Below are 17,556 nucleotides of genomic sequence, written 5' to 3' on the forward strand. Positions count from 1 at the left end.
ACCTGCAAGGACTGGATATGCTGATTCTGATTTCACCTGCTAAAACGCTCGATTATCAAAGCCCGCTGGCAACGACTCGCTATACCCAGCCCGAACTCCTCGAGTACTCTCAACAGCTTATCGGCATCGCTCGTAAGCTGACCGCGCCGCAAATCGGCAAGCTAATGAGCATTAGCGACAAGCTGGCGGATCTGAACGCCACCCGTTTCCACGACTGGCATCCTGACTTTACGCCGCAAAATGCCCGCCAGGCGATCCTTGCCTTTAAGGGCGATGTCTACACCGGCCTGCAGGCAGAGACGCTCACCGAGGACGACTTTGACTTCGCCCAGCGACACCTGCGCATGCTCTCCGGCCTGTATGGCGTGCTGCGCCCGCTGGACCTGATGCAGCCCTACCGCCTGGAGATGGGGATCCGTCTGGAAAACCCGCGCGGCAAAGATCTGTACCAGTTCTGGGGCGAGACCATTACCGAGAAGCTGAATCAGGCGCTGCAGGCTCAGGGCGACGATATCGTCATCAATCTGGCTTCCGATGAGTATTTTAAGTCGGTGAAAACGCAAAAATTGCAGGGTCAGCTGATCAAGCCGGTCTTCCTCGATGAGAAAAACGGTAAATTCAAAGTGATCAGCTTCTATGCGAAAAAGGCGCGCGGTCTGATGAGTCGCTACATTATCGAAAACCGCTTAACCCAGCCGGAGCAGCTCAAAGCCTTTAATAGCGAAGGCTATTTCTTTGATGCGGAGGCTTCGGAGAAAGGCGAACTGGTGTTTAAACGCCACGAGCAGTAACACGTTACGGTAATAAAAAAGGGGGAGTCATTCCCCTTTTCAATATAATTAAACAGATTATTACTTATTTTAACGCACCCAGTTTTCCACTACGCCTTTTTCATCGAAGAAAATCATCAACGAGTTCGAATCTTTTTGGCTGGACTTATCGACCGCATCGGCAGCTTGCGATGCCCCGGTTACCGGGATCATGGAACCCGCGAGGCTGACCAGGTTGATCCCTTTATCTACTGAATAATACCAGCTCTCTTTACCCGACGCCGTCACCGTCGTATGACCAGAATCCGGGGCACCAAAATACTGACGAACCTCGGCTTTGGTGGTTTTCCCGACAATGAGATGTTGTTTCAGATAGGCTGGCGTTAATTTATCTTCATTACCGCCAATCGTTGTTCCGGAGCACCCGATTAAAGCGAACACCACGAAGAGAAGAGATAAAATACGCATGTTTCCTCCTTGAAAACCTTGTGCATTAACAATGCATCTATAACAAATGATATCTATAGCCGCATCATAATAAAATCAGCAGCATAAATATAACCAGCATGAAATAATAAATAAAAAAGATAATCCAGTGAAAATACCCTGCAAAGAGGACAATCCGGAAACGAGTTTGCAATAAAAGCAGTGCGCTGACAATAAAATAGTGTGGGGAATTTTATGGAGAGAAGTTTTTTTGATATGGAAAAAGTGCTTTAAATATAAAAACCGGGCAATAGCTGCCCGGTTTGGTCGATCATGTTGCCGATATTATTGCCTGGCTTAGCCCATCATCAGCTTACGCAGCGCGGCGAAATCAGCCGGCAGATTGTGGGACAGCAGCGGCAGGTCGGCGCGGTCAGCCAGCTCCTTCGGCAGCGGCAGGGTTTCCTGCAGGATCTCTTCCACGCTCTCTTTGAATTTCGCCGGATGCGCGGTACCGAGGAACAGGCCGTACTCTCCCGGCTGCAGCTGATCGCGCAGCGCGCGCCAGGCAATCGCCGCGTGCGGCTCAGAGATGTAGCCGATGGCCTTCAGCTCGCGCATCGCCGCTTTGGTGGTCTCATCATCGACCGCGGCGTAACCCAGCTCGCTCAGGCGCCAGATTTTACGGCGGAACAGCTCCTCGACGCGCGGCCAGTTGTTCGGCTGGCTGACGTCCATGGCGTTAGACAGCGTCGCCTGGGTGGCTTTTGGCGCCCACTCGCCGCCCTGCAGATAACGGGGAACGGTGTCGTTCGCGTTGGTGGCGGCAATAAAGCGCTTAATCGGCAGACCCAGCGACTTGGCCAGCAGACCAGCGGTCAGATCGCCGAAGTTGCCGCTTGGCACGGAAATCACCAGCTGATTGCGAGCTTCCTGCGGCAGCTGCGCCGCCGCTTCGAAGTAGTAGCAGATCTGCGCCAGCAGGCGGCTGATGTTGATGGAGTTAGCCGAGTTGAGCCCCAGCGTGGCCTTCAGCTCTTCATCGTCAAACGCCTGCTTCACCAGCGCCTGGCAGGCATCAAAGTCGCCATCAATCGCCACGGTTTCAATGTTGCCGCCGAGGGTACAGAACAGCTTCTCCTGCAGCGGGCTGATCTTACCGCGCGGATAGAGGATCACGACCTTGACGTTCGGCAGACCGTAGAAGGCATGCGCCACCGCCGCCCCGGTGTCGCCAGAGGTTGCGGTGAGAATGGTGACCGGCTTATCGCCGGCGATATGGGTCAGCATCTGCGCCATAAAGCGGCCGCCAAAATCTTTAAACGCCAGCGTCGGGCCGTGGAACAGCTCCAGGCAGCCGACATCGTCCTGAACCTTGCTTACTGGCGCCGGAAACGCAAACGCTGCGCGCACCCGCTGCTGCAGGACATCCTGCGGGATCTCATCGCCGATAAAGGCCGATAAAATTTTGGCGCTGCGGGTGACAAAATCCTGCGCCAGCATGTCGTCGATTTCAGTCAGGCTGAATTCCGGCAGATCGTGCGGAAAGAACAGACCCTGATGCTTGCCAAGTCCCTGGGTGACGGCCTGCGCAAAGCTGACCTGCTCGTTATGATCTTTTAAGTTATACAGTTTCATTGGTTATCCCACTACGCGTGCGCCCGCCGTGTCCAGCCGGCAAATATGAACAAAGCCTTCCTGATTCTGCAGATAGTGCGCGCCAAGCCAGTCGGCGACGCGCTGTGCGGTGTCCGGTTTATCACACAACGCAAACAGCGTCGGGCCAGAGCCGGAGATGCCGCAAGCCTGCGCACCGATCTCCATTGTCGCCTGGCGCGCTTCGCTAAAGCCCGGCAACAGTTTGGTACGGTACGGTTCGGCAATGACATCTTTCATCAATTTTGCCGCCAGCTGCGGCTGGCGGGTGTAGCAGGCATGAATAAAGCCCGCGAGGTGGCGACCATGGGCGATACAATCCTGGCGGCGGTATTGTGCCGGCAGAATCGCCCGCGCTTCGGCGGTGGATACTTTAATCCCCGGATAGGCCAACACCCACAGCCACTCATCAAACCCCGGCACCTGCTGGCTGATAATCCCGTTCTCTTCGATCATCAACTGCATGCCGCCAAGATAGCACGGCGCCACGTTATCGTAGTGAATGCTGCCGGAGATACGCCCTTCCATCTCCCCCATCAGCGCCAGCATCCGCGTCTCGTTGAGCGGCTTACCGCAGAACTCGTTCATGGCCACCAGCGCGGCGACCACCGAGCAGGCGCTGGAGCCGAGCCCGGAGCCGATCGGCATGTTTTTTTCCAGGGTCATCGTCACCGGTACCGTCTTACCGATCTCCCGGCAAAAGCTTTCCCAGCACTGATAAACAATGTTTTCCTGCGGCGCCGTCGGCAGTTTGCTGGCGAAGCGTCCCAGATTGTGCAGACTGAATTGCTCCGCCGCTTCAACAGTGACGTTATCGCCCAGCAGCGTGCCATCCACCGGCGTGACCGCCGCGCCCAACACATCAAACCCGACGCTCATATTGGCACTGGAAGCCGGGGCATATACTTTGACCATCTTAAACTCCTAACTTCCAGGACAAGGTGCGCAGCAGGTCGGCAAATACGCCGGCCGCCGTGACGTCGTTCCCGGCGCCATAGCCGCGCAGCACCAGCGGCAGTGGCTGATAATAGTGGCTGTAAAAGGCCAGCGCGTTCTCACCATTTTTGACTTTGAATAATGGATCGTTGCCGTCAACGGCGGCAATTTTCACGCGGCAGGTACCATCCTCTTCGATGTTACCGACGTAGCGCAAGACTTTACCTTCATCACGTGCCTTAGCAACCCGCGAGGCAAACCCATCGTCCAGCGAGGGCAGACGGGCCATAAAGGTTTCGACGTCGCCGCTGGCGTCGAAGTCCGCCGGCAGCGCCGACTCCACGATAATGTCTGACAGCTCCAGTTCACGCCCGGTCTCACGGGCCAGAATCAACAGCTTACGCGCGACATCCACCCCGGATAAATCGTCGCGCGGATCCGGCTCGGTATACCCCATCTCACGGGCCAGCGCCGTCGCGGCTGAGAAACTCACCCCCTCGTCCAGCTTGCCGAAGATAAAGGACAGAGAGCCGGAAAGGATCCCGGAGAAGTGGCGCAGCTCATCGCCCGCGTTGAGCAGGTTCTGCAGGTTCTCAATCACCGGCAGGCCAGCGCCAACGTTAGTGTCATAGAGGAACTTACGGCGCGAGCTGCTGGCCGCATGGCGCAGCTGGTGATAGTAATCCAGCGAAGAGGTATTGGCCTTTTTGTTCGGCGTCACCACATGGAAACCTTCGCGCAGGAAGTCGGCGTACTGATCGGCGACCGCCTGGCTGGAGGTACAGTCGACGATCACCGGATTGAGCAGGTGGTACTCTTTCACCAGGCGGATCAGACGGCCAAGATTAAACGGCTCTTTCGCCTCCGCCAGCGCTTCACTCCAGTTCTCCAGATTCAGGCCATGAACGCTGGTCAGCAGCGCCTGAGAATTGGCTACACCGCAGACGCGCAGATCGATATGTTTGTTCTTCAGCCATCCCTGCTGGCGCTTGATCTGCTCCAGCAGCGCGCCGCCGACGCCGCCGACGCCGATGACAAACACTTCAATCACCTGGTCGGTGTTGAACAGCATCTGATGGGTCACGCGCACGCCGGTGGTGGCGTCGTCATTGCTGACCACCACCGAAATAGAGCGCTCGGAAGAGCCCTGGGCAATCGCCACGATATTGATATTGGCGCGGGCCAGCGCCGCAAAAAATTTCGCCGAGATACCGCGCAGGGTACGCATCCCGTCGCCCACCACGGAGATGATGGCCAGACGCTCCATAATGGCCAGCGGCTCCAGCAGCCCTTCTTTCAGCTCGAGATAAAACTCATCTTCCATCGCCCGTTTGGCACGCGCGCAATCGCTCTGCGGCACGCAGAAACTGATGCTGTACTCCGAAGAGGATTGGGTGATCAATACCACCGAGATGCCAGCGCGGGACATGGTGGCGAAGACGCGTGCCGCCATGCCGACCATACCTTTCATCCCCGGACCGGAGACGTTGAACATCGCCATATTGTTGAGGTTAGAGATGCCTTTCACCGGCAGGTCGTCTTCATCGCGACTGGCGCCGATGAGCGTTCCCGGCGCCTGCGGGTTGCCGGTATTTTTGATCAGGCATGGGATCTGAAACTGAGCGATAGGGGCAATGGTGCGCGGATGCAGCACTTTCGCGCCAAAGTAGGAGAGCTCCATCGCCTCCTGATAAGACATTGATTTCAGCAGACGCGCATCTGGCACCTGGCGCGGATCGCAAGTATACACCCCGTCGACATCGGTCCAGATTTCGCAACAGTCCGCGCGCAGGCAGGCGGCCAGTACCGCCGCCGAATAGTCGGAGCCGTTACGCCCCAGCACCACCAGTTCGCCCTTCTCATTGCCGGCGGTAAATCCGGCCATCAGGATCATATGGTCTGCCGGGATCTGGCTGGCGGCAATGCGGCGGGTGGATTCGGCGATATCGACGGTGGATTCCAGATAGTGGCCCACGGCGAGCAGTTTTTCGACCGGGTTAATCACACTGACTTTATGTCCACGGGCTTCCAGCAGACCCGCCATGATGGCGATGGAGAGCTTTTCGCCACGGCAGATCAGCGCGGCATTAACCCCATCCGGGCATTGGCCCAGCAGGCTGATGCCGTGCAGGACATGCTTAATCTGAGCAAATTCCTGCTCAACGAAGGCTTTCAGCTGGGCAAGCGGGAAAGCGGGCTGGGCATCGGCAAGGCCCTGAAGAAGTTCGGCAAAAATGCGTTCAGCGTCGGTAATATTCGGGAGGGCATCCTGGCCACCGATCGTTTTTTCAATCATCGCCACCAGATGGTTGGTGATCTTCGCCGGGGCAGACAGTACGGTCGCTACCTGCCCCTGCCTGGCATTACTCTCCAGAATATCGGCAACCCGCAGAAAACGTTCCGCATTTGCCACTGATGTACCGCCGAACTTCAACACTCGCATGGTTCTTACCCCTTGATCTCTTGTCAAAAAAAAAGCCCGCACTGTTCAGGTGCGGGCTTTTTTCTGTGTTTCCTGTACGCGTCAGCCCGCACCGTTACCTGTGGTAATGGTGGTGGTGATAATGGTGGTAATCATGCCGATGCGATTCATGGATGTTGTGTACTCTGTATTTTTATCTGTCTGTGTGTCCTGCCTATATTGGTTAAAGTATCTGCCTTCTTAAGTCAATGAATTTCTCAATTAACCCCATTTCAGCCAGCTTACGTATTGCGCCGTCATGGCAAGAAAAAACATCCAGTTCGGCGGAATTTATCCCACAAAAACAGCACATATAACTATAACTAAAAAATATGATAGAGCTTTATTCTGGTAGGTTTTTTTCAATATCATGCAGCAATCGATGCAACATTGCCGTGTCGCGCTGCTGCAGCAGCCCCATTCGTTGCGCCAGCCAGTCGGCCAGTTTGGCATCCTCTTCCACGCCTAAACGCGAAAGCAATGCCTCGGTGCGGATGCGTAACGCCTGCAGCTGATGATGATCTGCCGCGGTGGCGGCGGGAGCCGTTTGTTGCATAAGCGATGCTAATTGATAACAGTAGACCATCACCGACTGGCCGAGATTGAGCGATGGATAATCCGCTACCATCGGCACGCCGGTGAGCACATCGGCCAGGGCCAGCTCCTCATTGCTCAACCCGGAGTCTTCACGGCCAAAAACCAGCGCCGCGTGCGTCATCCACTGCGCCTTCTCCTCCAGCAGCGGCAACAGTTGCTGCGGCGTGGCGTAGTAATGAAACCGCGCGCGACTGCGGGCGGTGGTGGCGACGGTAAAATCGACGTCGTGCAGCGCCGCAGCAAGGGTTGGATAGGTAGTGACGCCATCGAGGATATCACCTGAACCATGCGCCACCCAGCGTGCCGCTGGCGCCAGGTGGGCTTCACTGTCCACGATCCTGAGATCGCGAAATCCCATCGTTTTCATTGCTCTGGCAGCGGCACCGACGTTTTCTGCCCGGGCTGGGGCGACTAAAATAATCGTTAAACGCATTGCGGTTTCTTTCTCTCTCTCAGGCGTTGGCGAAGCGCTGGCCCCACCATTTTACGCGGTGAAAATTTACAAATTTGCAACAAAAATCACTAAAATTGCGTTTGCTTACCCATAAAAAAATCTAAACTGTTCTCAGGAGGCCATGACGAGGAGTATGTTAACAGAACCCATTTATCCATATGATGGGCAATGAAATTTCATCTGAGCCATCGTTCCATGCATTGGATTCACTGTATTTATTAATTTATCCACGCAACTAGTTGAGCTGTGTAAGGATTGTGACTATAAAGAGCATGACGATGCAATGATTTCACAAGACTGTTAACGTGCTACAATTGAACTTGATATATGTCAACGAAGCGTAGTTTTATTGGGTGTTCGGCCTCTCTTAGCCTGTTATGTTGCTGTTAAAATGGTTAGGATGACAGCCGTTTTTGACACCGTCGGGTCCAGAGGGAAAGTACCCACGACCAAGCTAATGATGTTGTTGACGTTGATGGAAAGTGCATCAAGAACGCAATTACGTACTTTAGTCATGTTACGCCGCGCATGTTAATTTGCGACATGCAGCAGGCAGGTCAGGGACTTTGGTACTTCCTGTTTCGATTTAGTTGGCAATTTAGGTAGCAAACATGCAGACCCCGCACATTCTTATCGTTGAAGACGAGTTGGTAACACGCAACACGTTAAAAAGTATTTTCGAAGCAGAAGGTTACGATGTATTCGAAGCGACCGATGGCGCGGAAATGCATCAGATCCTGTCTGAAAATGATATCAACCTGGTAATCATGGATATCAACCTGCCGGGTAAAAATGGTCTTCTGCTGGCGCGCGAGTTGCGTGAGCAGGCTGACGTCGCGCTGATGTTCTTAACCGGCCGCGACAACGAAGTGGATAAGATCCTTGGCCTCGAAATCGGCGCTGACGACTATATCACTAAACCGTTTAACCCGCGTGAGCTGACCATCCGCGCGCGCAACCTGCTCTCCCGTACCATGAATCTCGGTACCGTGAGCGAAGAGCGCCGCAGCGTGGAGAGCTACAAGTTCAATGGTTGGGAACTCGATATCAACAGCCGCTCACTGGTGAGCCCGAACGGCGAGCAGTACAAGCTGCCGCGCAGTGAATTCCGCGCGATGCTGCACTTCTGCGAAAATCCGGGCAAAATTCAGTCTCGCGCCGAGCTGCTGAAGAAAATGACCGGTCGCGAGCTGAAGCCGCATGACCGTACCGTTGACGTGACCATTCGTCGGATTCGTAAACACTTCGAATCCACTCCGGATACCCCGGAAATCATCGCCACCATTCACGGTGAAGGCTACCGTTTCTGTGGCGATCTGCAGGAATAATGCGTTTTATTCCGCAGTCATGATGTGAAAACGGCGCCTCAGGGCGCCGTTTTTTTATGTCGTCACTCTTTCCAGAGGCGCAGCTTGTCGTCATCGGCAGCCGGCGGCGGGGGCGCACTGCCTTTCGGTAACGATAACGCATACCAGTCCACCCGGCGGGTCAAAAACATCAGGACGCTCAGCGCCAGTACCAGTACCCCGGTACCCAGCAGTAGCGCGCTGTCCTCGGAATGCAGCAGAAACCACATCACCCCATCCAGCAGTAGCAGCGCGGCGACAAACAGCAGGCTGTTACGCCATCCCCTGAGCACTGCCTGTAAATAGACCCCGTTCATCACCGCGCCGGACAGGCTGGCCGCCAGCCACGCGGCGGTAAATCCAACGTGCTCCGAGAGCGCCAGTAGCACCAGGTAAAACAGCACCAGCGACAGGCCCACCAGCAGATACTGCATCGGATGCAGGGGATGACGGGTCAGGCTCTCGAACACGAAAAAAGCCATAAAGGTGAGCCCGATTAACAGGATGGCATATTTTGTCGCCCGATCGGTTAGCTGGTACTGGTCGGCAAGCGACATCACATCGGCACTGAACGCCGGCAGTCGCGACCACGGGATCTCCATATCATCCTTAAAATAGCTCCCCATATCGTTGGCGAACCAGCTGCTTTGCCAGTGGGCGCGATAGCCGGCAGCACTCACTTCCCGTTGCGTTGGCAGGAAGCTGCCGAGAAAGCCGGGATGCGGCCAGTTACTGGTTAACTGCAGCTCGCTGTTACGCCCGATCGGCACCAGTGAAAACTCTCCCGTCCCGTTCAGATCGAGTGAAAAGGCAATCTCAAGCGGCTTGTTGTCCTCCGCCAGCGCAGGCATTGGCATATGAATACCTGCGCCATCGCCGCTTATCCCCAGCCCCGGCTCCACGCTTAATACGTTACCGTTGACCTCCGGGGCATGGATGGCGCCAATGCCGCGGGCATCGCCGACGCTCACCACCAGCCGCGGCTGGCCTAAGACGATATTCGTTTTTCTCAGCGCCGCCAGACGCAGCGGATCAAACGAGGCCTTAATCTGCAAGGCGTTATGCCAGACCTGGCCGCTGTAGATGCCCACCCTCCTCGACTCCACGGTCTGTTTGCCGGTGACCGCCAGCGACTCCGGCAGCCAGTAATACACCCAGCTCCGCTGATAGTTGACCTCTTTTTGGTTCTCCATGCGGGTCAGGGTCTCGGTCACCGGAATGGCGATCAGCGGCCCGGCGAGTTTTTGCGAGCCACTGGTGCTTTGCTCAATGGCGTCCACCACTTCGCTACGATAATCCGCCCGCTCATTAATAAGCTCCCTGACCATCATTAACGGCAAAGATAACAGCACAACACAACCGATTAACGTGGTGATTTTCCAGAATAACGGTGATTTCAACATAGCCTTTCTCCCTATCGTGATGGCCTCACTGTAGAGCGGCTATGTGGGGGGAATTTGAAGCTATGTGAAGGGACGGTGAAGCCGCAGCGTGGCGACCACGCCGCCTTCGGGGCGATTGTGCAGATGAATATCACCCTGATGCAGGCGCGCGACTTCACGAACGAACGCCAGTCCCAGGCCGCTGCTCTTATGGCCGTCTTCGCGCGGCAGCGAATAGAATCGCTCAAAGATTCGTTCCAGGGCATAGTCCGGAATACCGCACCCGTTGTCGATAACGCTCAATTGCACCTCTTCATTTCGCTTCTCCGCAGCCAGGGCGATCTCGCCGCCCTGGGGGGTAAAGTCAATCGCGTTGTCGAGCAGATTACCCAGCGCCTGGGCCAGCAGCTCGCCATCGCCATTGACCAGCATCCCACTCTCCCGCCAGCGCAGGGTGATAGCTTTCGCCGCCAGAGCGATGTCACGCTCCTCCGTCAGCCGTTGGTATAGCGCATCTATCGACACCGGCTGCGGCTTTATCTCCAGCCGGCTTTCCAGTCGCGCCTGCTGGAGCAGCCGCTCCACCAGCAGTTGCATCCGGGTGTTTTGCGCGAGGATATTATCAGTAAACCGCGCCGCTACCTCAGGCGGCGGCCCTTCGCGCAGGATCTCCGCCGCGCCGCGGATGGCCGCCAGCGGGCTTTTCAGTTCATGGGTCAGGTCATAGACATAGTTTTCGATGGCATTCTTACCTTCGAGCTTTACCCGCATGCTCTCCAGGGCCTGGGCCAGCTTGCGCAATTCGCTGCTGCCAACCTCCGGCAGCGGCAGCGGGCGCTCAGCGGTCACCGAGTCCGCATAGCGCACCAGCTTGCCGATAGAGAAATTGATCCACCAGACGACGCCGACGCCAATCAACAACGCAATGCCCAGCAGGGCGCCGCCGGCCCAGAGGATCCGCCGTTCGCTGCGCTTGATGACCGGCGTCATCGCCAGGTTGGGTTTACCGACGCTCAGCACCCCGATAATCCGCCCCTTATCCATCACTGGCGCGGCGATATACATGACTGAGCTGGTTTCATCATGCGGATCGCTGCGCGTACTGCGCGCGCCGTACTGGCCGCGCAGGGTGAGCCAGACGTCATTCCAGCGCGAATAGTCCTGCCCTGTCGCCTGTTCGCTGGAGTCAAACACTACCTTGCCCCTGGCATCGGTCAGATAGACACGGTACTCATTACGCACCTTTTTAATTCCGCCAATATGGGCGTTGATCGGCTGCTGGTTGAGCTGTTGAAAGGCCTGAGCCAGCCTGCCCTGCTGCGGATTTGCCGCCAGCAGGTCCTCACGCGCCAGCGCCGCCAGCAGCGTGGCGGTATCGTTGAGGGTCCCCTCCGTCGCCCCGCGCACGCCTGGCTTCACTTCCTGGACAAAGATCGACAGCACAAACCACGCGGCGATAGCGACGATAAGAAAATAGCCCAGCAGCAGGCGCATGCCGATACGCATCAGCCACGCCCCAGGCTGTAGCCCATGCCGCGATGGGTATTGATCGGCGTAACCTCGGGATTCACGGCCCGCAGCTTGGCGCGCAGGGTTTTGATATGGGTATCGACGGTACGGTCGAGGCTTTCCCAGGCATCGCTCCACACCAGCTCCATCAATTGCTGACGGGAGAAGACGCGACCAGGCGCGTGAAGCAGGGTTTTCAACAGCAGGAATTCGTAGCGCGTCAGGTTCAGCGGCTGGCCGAACCAGCTTATCGACGCCGCCTGCTCATCGAGCACAAACTCGCCGACGCGCACCACCGGCGAAGGCGCGGCAAACTTCTGCAGTCGCCGCAGCACGGTTCGCACCCGCGCGCAGACTTCGCGCGGCGAAAACGGCTTGGCGATATAATCGTCAGCGCCGATTTCCAGCCCCAGCAGCTTATCGACCTCGTCGCTCCGCGCCGTCAGAAACAGCACCGGCAGCGCCGGATAACGCGTCAGCATGCGCCGACAGAGCTCAAAGCCGCTGATATCCGGCAAGCCGACGTCAAGGATGGCGACATCGGGCGCCTGATGCGCCGCCGCCTCCAGCGCGGGCAACCCGCGGCCAAAGACGGTGACCTGGAAGCCCTCCTGCTGCAGCGGGTAAACCAGGGTATCAGCGATACTCTGTTCATCCTCGACTAACCAAATCCGTGGCTGCTGCATGCGCGCTCCCGTTTATTTATTCCATGGCATGATCGGCACGGCGCTGATGGCGTTCTTCGGCGAGCCATCAACCACTTTATCCGAGTAGGTCAGATAGACCAGCGCATTGCGCTTGGCATCATAGAAGCGCACGACCTGCAGTTTTTTAAACACCAGCGAGGTGCGCTTCTGGAACACCACGTCACCCTGGCTTTTGCCGTTTTTGATTTTGTCCGTCAGCTCAATCGGCCCGACCTGCTGGCAGGAGATGGCCGCGTCGGAGGTATCTTCCGCCAGCCCCAACCCGCCTTTGATCCCGCCGGTTTTCGCCCGGCTGATATAGCAGGTCACGTTCTGCACATCCGGATCGTCAAAGGCTTCGACGACAATTTTGTGATCCGGCCCTAACCATTTGAAGACCGTATCCACGGAACCAATCTGCTCCGCCTGAGCCATCTGGCAGCCGGCCAGCAGCAGCAGGCCCATCGCAAACTTCTTGTATTTCATATTGTTACCATTATTAAAAAATATAGCTGAGTGATTATCACGCACTTAGCAGAAAAGGTTTATAGATCACAGCTTTACAAAATTATCGTTCAGCTCCACTGACCTTCCGCATTTAAAAGCAAAAAAAACACTGAATGCTAAAACATCAAAAAATGCTATTATCCGCTACTTTAATATCAGGCACCTGTGTTTAAGGATGGGGACATTTTATGGATCAAGCAGGGATTATTCGCGATCTCCTTAGCTGGCTGGAAGGTCACCTGGATCAGCCGCTTTCTCTGGACAATGTGGCGGCGAAGGCAGGTTATTCCAAGTGGCATTTACAGCGAATGTTTAAGGATGTCACCGGCCATGCCATCGGTGCCTATATTCGCGCGCGCCGGTTATCGAAATCTGCTGTCGCATTACGTCTAACCGCCCGCCCAATCCTTGATATTGCGCTTCAGTACCGTTTCGACTCCCAGCAGACCTTCACCCGGGCATTTAAAAAGCAGTTCTCGCTGACGCCGGCGCTCTACCGCCGCTCCCCGGACTGGAGCTCGTTCGGTATGCGTCCGCCGCTGCGTCTTGGCGAATTCACGCTGCCAAAGCATGAATTTGTCGCCCTGCCCACCACTCAGTTGCTCGGCGTCACCCAGAGCTATACCTGTAAGCTCGAGGAAATCTCCGATTTCCGCAACCAGATGCGCGTCCAGTTCTGGCGGGACTTCCTCGGCAATTCGCCGTCGATCCCTCCGGTGCTCTACGGGCTGCATGAGCCGCGTCCGAGCCTGGAGAAAGACGATGAGCAGGAAGTGTTCTATACCACCGCGTTGACGCCGGAGATGGCTAATGGTCATCTGCAGAACGCCCACCCGGTCACCCTGGAGGGCGGCGAGTATGTCATGTTCACGTATGAAGGACTGGGCACCGGCCTGCAGGAATTCATCCTGACGGTCTACGGTACCTGCATGCCGATGCTAAACCTGACCCGTCGCAAGGGGCTGGATATTGAACGCTTCTACCCTGAAGATGAAAACCGGGATCAGGCTACGCCGATTCAGTTACGCTGCGAGTATCTGATCCCGATTCGTCGTTAACGCTGCAGCTCGTCCATCGCGGGGGCGTCAAGATGCGAGACGTCGCCCGCCGTTTCCACCACCCAGCCGGAAGCCAGCCACGGGCTTTGCTGATAGTCAACGCGCGAGATAGAGCAGTTGCGCAGTCGCAAACGACGCTCAGCGTATGCCGGCAGCCCTAAAATCGTGCTTACCAGGCAGCCCAGCGCAATCCCATGACTCACCAGCAGCGGTCGGCTACCGGCCGGTAATTCCAGACAGGATGCCAGCGCCGCATGCATCCGCTCGCTGAGCTCCTGCATCGATTCGCCCTGCGGAATACGGCCATCCGGCGTGCCGTTGACCAGCTGGCGACGCCAGCCCTCTTCTTCGTCGCTGAGCGAGTCGATATGGCGCTTCTCCAGCACCCCCATATCCAGCTCGCGCAGACGCGCATCGGCGATCACGCTACAGCCGCAGGCTTCGGCGATAATCTCTGCTGTGCGGCGGGTTCGTCCCAGATCGCTGGTAATAATATGGGTGATCCCCAGCGTTCTGGCGCGCTCGCCAACCTGCCAGGCCTGGCGCTCACCGTGTGCGGTCAGCGGGCTATCGGACTGACCCTGAATACGTCGCTCGGCGTTCCACTGCGTTTCACCGTGGCGAACAAGGTATACCTGTAACATGCTTTTTTTCCGTTCTGGACTCGTTATCAACCGGGTTTGGGCATTACCGCCTGCCCTGAGGGTGATTTAGAGTATACTGCGATGACGTTAGTTTATTCTGAGTTGTTTTGATTATGCACCATGTTGTCTCAGCGACCACTAATCCCGCCAAAATTCAGGCAATTCTGCAGGCTTTTAACGAGATTTTCGGCGAAGGATCCTGCCATATTGAGTCCGTCTCCGTCGAGAGCGGCGTGCCGGAACAGCCCTTCGGCAGCGAGGAAACGCGCGCTGGCGCACGAAATCGCGTCGCCAATGCGCGTCTTGTCCAACCCAGTGCCGATTTCTGGGTGGCCATTGAGGCCGGTATCGACGATGGCAGCACCTTTAGCTGGGTGGTCATTGAAAGCGCTGATCGGCGCGGAGAAGCACGCTCAGCCACGCTGCCGTTACCTGAGGTTATTCTTGAGCAGGTTCGCGCTGGTGAAGCCCTGGGACCGGTCATGTCGCAGTATACCGGCATCGACCAGATCGGTCGTAAAGAGGGAGCGATTGGGGTTTTCACCGGTGGAAAATTAACCCGCAGCAGCGTTTACCATCAGGCGGTCGTGCTGGCGTTGAGCCCGTTTCATAACGCTATTTATCGCTAGCCAACAGCGTCTGTTCCAGCCACTGACGCAGTTCGGCCGGCGCTGATTTCAGGCTGTTCGACCCGCGGGTAATGGTCGCAATCCCGGCGCCGAGCTCATTTTTCAGTTCGCGCTGGCTCATCTCGCCGCGCAGCAGCTCTTCAATAATGCGCACCCGGGTGCCCAGCGCTTCGCGCTCGTCGGGGGTCAGCATCAGCTGCAGCAATGGCAGATGCAGATCCTCAGCATAGGCCTGCTGTAACAGCGCCACAAAGCGCAGCCACTCCTGATGACGTTGTTCGGCAACGGCCGCGGAATAAGGAGATTGTTGGGTCATATCGCGCCACCATATTGAGACGGGCAGCTTACGCTGCCCGTCGAATGTACTCTTCAACGAGTACAAAGCATAACATACTTCCCGGCGATCAGTAACGCTGCCGCCACTCCGCATCGCTGAAGAGCTTATCCTGCTGCCCCATAAAGTAGCGATAGTAGGCGTCATAGGAGAGGACATTCTTCACGTAGCCGCGGGTTTCCGAGAACGGAATACTCTCGATAAACGCCACCGCATCGATCCGTCCGGCGCTGTTCCCCTGCCAGGTACGAACCCGGCCCGGCCCGGCGTTATAGGCCGCCGAGGCATAGATACGGTTATTGCCGAACTGCTGGTAGACATACTGCAGATAGCTGGTGCCGATGTTGATGTTGGTTTCCGGATCCAACAGCTGCGACGGGCCGCTGTAGCCGGGAATGCTGAACATGCTGACGGTATGCGTCGCGGTGCCCGGCATAATCTGCATCAGTCCGCTGGCGCCAACCGGCGAGCGCACTTTCGGGTTCCAGGCACTCTCCTGACGGGCAATCGCCATCGCATAGCTCTGCGGGATATCTTTGTCACTGATGTAACGCGCGAACAGATCGTTATACGCCAGCGGGAAGCGCTCCTCCAGCTGATCCCACAGTTTGCCGGCGATCGTCGCCTGCACGCTCAGATCCCACCAGTGCTGATCAAAAGCGTAACGCGCCAGCTGCGCCTGCTGGGATTTGGTTCGGCTGGTGACGAGGTTCGCCCATTCGGTGCGCGCGGTGTTATCCATATTCCAGTACATCAGCTCGCGTACCCGCGCCATCTCCGGACCGGAAGCCAGCGCCGGATCGATCGTTCCCGAGGCTTTATCGATGCGGAAGGTATACTCCTCGCCAAGTCGCTGCGCAGCGACCATCGGATAGAAGCCTCGCTGTTGCATCAACGAGCGAAGGATCGCCTGCGCCTCCTCGTCCCTGCCGCGCTCAAGCAGCAGATCCGCTTGCCAGTAGCGCCATTCGTCTTTCTCTTTCGCCTCCATCGGCAGGCGCGCCAGCCAGGTGTTCAGACCATGGCGATCGCCCGTCCCCAGCGCCATCCGCACGCGCCGCTCCACCAGCGGCGTGGACTGTGAGCGCATGATCGCGTCATCGCGCCAGATAGCCTGCTCTTCGGTTACATCGGTACCCATCAGGCGCCAGGCGACAATATCACGTAGCTCCTGAGTCTGATCCTCATTGAGCTGCTGAGCCTGCACCAGCGAAGGGATCATCAGGCGGGCATTTTCCACATCCTGACGGGCGACGCTGGCGAAGGCGACGGCGGCCATCTGACGGGTAAAGTCTGTCGCCCCGGTGGTGCGGGCGAAGGTCAGAACGCTGTTTGGATCGTTAGCCAGGGCGACGACGGCGGAAGCGATGCTCTGATAGTTGCCGGGCATTTGCTGAGCCAGCGATTTGACCAGCCCGATATTGCCGGCCTTCATCGCCAGGCGGATCCGTTCGAGATAGGCCAGCGGATCCTGCTGTCCGGAGTCGCGCCAGGCGCTGAACAGCGGCTCACAGGCGCCAGGCTGGTTCTTGCCCGTCAACCACAGGTCTTTCGCCCCGCTCCAGGCTTCCTGCGACTGCCCCACGCTCAACTTGGCGTAGTAATAGTTGCACTGTGCCTCGGTGCTGGTCGGCTTATCGGGACTAAACGCCAGTAGGCCGCGCCAGTCGCTGCGCCGGGCCAGCTCATTCACGAAGCGCGAACGTAAGGAACGCGCCGGGGGCAGCGTCGGATTGGCGTCAATAAAGTTTTTCACCACCAGCGCCGGCTGGTTCATCAGATCGTCGGTGATCTGCCGGTACTGCAAATAGGGGTACAGGGGATAGGTGCTTAACGTGGGCATCAGCTGGTCGACTACATCCATCTGCCGGTTATCCCACGCCTGCTTAATTTGTGCGTAGCGGTTGCGCTGTTCATCCAGTGAATCCGCATGCGCCAGCTGACTCAACGTCAACAGACCAACGCTGGCAGCCAAAAGACGCCACGCCATTTTTTTGGCTTTTTCCACAAGCTCTTCCTCTTTCCGGTGCATTTTCGCAGCATCGTGCCGCTTAAAAGCCCCCGCCGGTTCGGCAGGCAGCTTTACTTATGCTAATCAGACAACGCTAAACGCGCCATGTCCTGGACATTTTTTTACGCTTCTGTGAATCCTGTCGCCTCG

The 17,556-nt window shown here is 56.9% G+C and carries 18 protein-coding genes and 1 other annotated feature; of the genes, 4 read left to right on the forward strand and 14 right to left on the reverse strand.

Annotation, left to right across the window (positions count from 1 at the left end; all coding sequences use genetic code 11):
* Nucleotides 1-17: 17 nt before the first annotated feature.
* Complete coding sequence (gene yaaA, locus AC3EMD_RS23615; RefSeq protein WP_008807505.1) at nucleotides 18-791, forward strand: peroxide stress protein YaaA; 774 nt, start codon at nucleotides 18-20, stop codon at nucleotides 789-791.
* A gap of 69 nt (nucleotides 792-860) precedes the next feature.
* On the opposite strand, the gene AC3EMD_RS23620 is transcribed toward yaaA, so the two are convergent.
* The 7 genes from AC3EMD_RS23620 to yjjY form a co-directional block, all read right to left on the reverse strand.
* The gene (locus AC3EMD_RS23620) at nucleotides 861-1,238 is read right to left on the reverse strand and encodes a hypothetical protein (RefSeq protein ID WP_008807506.1); all 378 of its coding nucleotides are present in this window, start codon (nucleotides 1,236-1,238) and stop codon (nucleotides 861-863) included.
* Between the two features lie 315 nt (nucleotides 1,239-1,553).
* A complete protein-coding gene (gene thrC / locus AC3EMD_RS23625) occupies nucleotides 1,554-2,834 on the reverse strand; it encodes a threonine synthase (RefSeq protein ID WP_008807507.1) in 1,281 nt (426 codons plus the stop codon).
* 3 nt (nucleotides 2,835-2,837) lie between these two features.
* Entirely contained in the window at nucleotides 2,838-3,767 is a 930-nt protein-coding gene (gene thrB / locus AC3EMD_RS23630; RefSeq protein WP_008807508.1) for a homoserine kinase, read from the reverse strand.
* Nucleotide 3,768: 1 nt separating this feature from the next.
* Entirely contained in the window at nucleotides 3,769-6,231 is a 2,463-nt protein-coding gene (gene thrA / locus AC3EMD_RS23635; protein WP_012542913.1) for a bifunctional aspartate kinase/homoserine dehydrogenase I, read from the reverse strand.
* 25 nt (nucleotides 6,232-6,256) lie between these two features.
* Nucleotides 6,257-6,374 (reverse strand) — a sequence feature (Thr leader region).
* A complete protein-coding gene (thrL, locus tag AC3EMD_RS23640; protein ID WP_004222578.1) occupies nucleotides 6,313-6,381 on the reverse strand; it encodes a thr operon leader peptide in 69 nt (22 codons plus the stop codon). Its footprint overlaps the feature before it by 62 nt.
* A 211-nt stretch (nucleotides 6,382-6,592) precedes the next feature.
* Nucleotides 6,593-7,279, reverse strand: a complete 687-nt coding sequence (locus AC3EMD_RS23645) for a tRNA/rRNA methyltransferase (RefSeq protein ID WP_038422090.1) — start codon at nucleotides 7,277-7,279, stop codon at nucleotides 6,593-6,595.
* Nucleotides 7,280-7,675: 396 nt separating this feature from the next.
* Nucleotides 7,676-7,816 carry a YjjY family protein gene (gene yjjY, locus AC3EMD_RS23650; protein ID WP_001541509.1) on the reverse strand — a complete coding sequence of 47 codons (141 nt, stop codon included), beginning with the start codon at nucleotides 7,814-7,816 and terminating at the stop codon, nucleotides 7,676-7,678.
* Between the two features lie 95 nt (nucleotides 7,817-7,911).
* On the opposite strand from yjjY, the gene arcA reads away from it, so the two are divergent.
* On the forward strand, nucleotides 7,912-8,628 hold the full coding sequence (gene arcA, locus AC3EMD_RS23655) for a two-component system response regulator ArcA (RefSeq protein WP_002887843.1): 717 nt from the start codon (nucleotides 7,912-7,914) through the stop codon (nucleotides 8,626-8,628).
* A 62-nt stretch (nucleotides 8,629-8,690) separates the two neighbouring features.
* Here arcA and creD read toward each other — a convergent pair whose 3' ends face one another.
* Genes creD through creA form a run of 4 tightly spaced genes read right to left on the reverse strand, consistent with a single transcriptional unit; the run spans nucleotide 8,691 to nucleotide 12,709 of the window.
* Nucleotides 8,691-10,049, reverse strand: a complete 1,359-nt coding sequence (gene creD, locus AC3EMD_RS23660) for a cell envelope integrity protein CreD (protein WP_048331155.1) — start codon at nucleotides 10,047-10,049, stop codon at nucleotides 8,691-8,693.
* A 60-nt stretch (nucleotides 10,050-10,109) separates the two neighbouring features.
* The gene (gene creC / locus AC3EMD_RS23665; protein WP_302073794.1) at nucleotides 10,110-11,534 is read right to left on the reverse strand and encodes a two-component system sensor histidine kinase CreC; all 1,425 of its coding nucleotides are present in this window, start codon (nucleotides 11,532-11,534) and stop codon (nucleotides 10,110-10,112) included.
* Entirely contained in the window at nucleotides 11,534-12,223 is a 690-nt protein-coding gene (gene creB, locus AC3EMD_RS23670) for a two-component system response regulator CreB (RefSeq protein WP_008807513.1), read from the reverse strand. Before creB ends, creC begins: the two co-directional genes overlap by 1 nt.
* Nucleotides 12,224-12,235: 12 nt before the next feature.
* A complete protein-coding gene (creA, locus tag AC3EMD_RS23675; RefSeq protein ID WP_012542917.1) occupies nucleotides 12,236-12,709 on the reverse strand; it encodes a protein CreA in 474 nt (157 codons plus the stop codon).
* 209 nt (nucleotides 12,710-12,918) lie between these two features.
* On the opposite strand from creA, the gene robA reads away from it, so the two are divergent.
* Nucleotides 12,919-13,788 carry an MDR efflux pump AcrAB transcriptional activator RobA gene (gene robA, locus AC3EMD_RS23680; protein ID WP_008807515.1) on the forward strand — a complete coding sequence of 290 codons (870 nt, stop codon included), beginning with the start codon at nucleotides 12,919-12,921 and terminating at the stop codon, nucleotides 13,786-13,788.
* Here robA and gpmB read toward each other — a convergent pair.
* Nucleotides 13,785-14,432: a 2,3-diphosphoglycerate-dependent phosphoglycerate mutase GpmB gene (gene gpmB, locus AC3EMD_RS23685; RefSeq protein WP_008807516.1), complete on the reverse strand. Its 648-nt coding sequence runs from the start codon at nucleotides 14,430-14,432 to the stop codon at nucleotides 13,785-13,787. The genes robA and gpmB overlap by 4 nt on opposite strands.
* Nucleotides 14,433-14,545: 113 nt before the next feature.
* On the opposite strand from gpmB, the gene yjjX reads away from it, so the two are divergent.
* Nucleotides 14,546-15,061 (forward strand): inosine/xanthosine triphosphatase, encoded by a 516-nt coding sequence (yjjX, locus tag AC3EMD_RS23690; RefSeq protein ID WP_008807517.1) that lies wholly within the window; start codon nucleotides 14,546-14,548, stop codon nucleotides 15,059-15,061.
* On the opposite strand, the gene trpR is transcribed toward yjjX, so the two are convergent.
* Nucleotides 15,048-15,377 (reverse strand): trp operon repressor, encoded by a 330-nt coding sequence (trpR, locus tag AC3EMD_RS23695; protein WP_008807518.1) that lies wholly within the window; start codon nucleotides 15,375-15,377, stop codon nucleotides 15,048-15,050. The genes yjjX and trpR overlap by 14 nt on opposite strands.
* A gap of 88 nt (nucleotides 15,378-15,465) precedes the next feature.
* Nucleotides 15,466-17,403 (reverse strand): murein transglycosylase, encoded by a 1,938-nt coding sequence (sltY, locus tag AC3EMD_RS23700; RefSeq protein WP_302073795.1) that lies wholly within the window; start codon nucleotides 17,401-17,403, stop codon nucleotides 15,466-15,468.
* Nucleotides 17,404-17,556: the final 153 nt, after the last annotated feature.

Source organism: Klebsiella sp. PK18 (assembly GCF_057784655.1).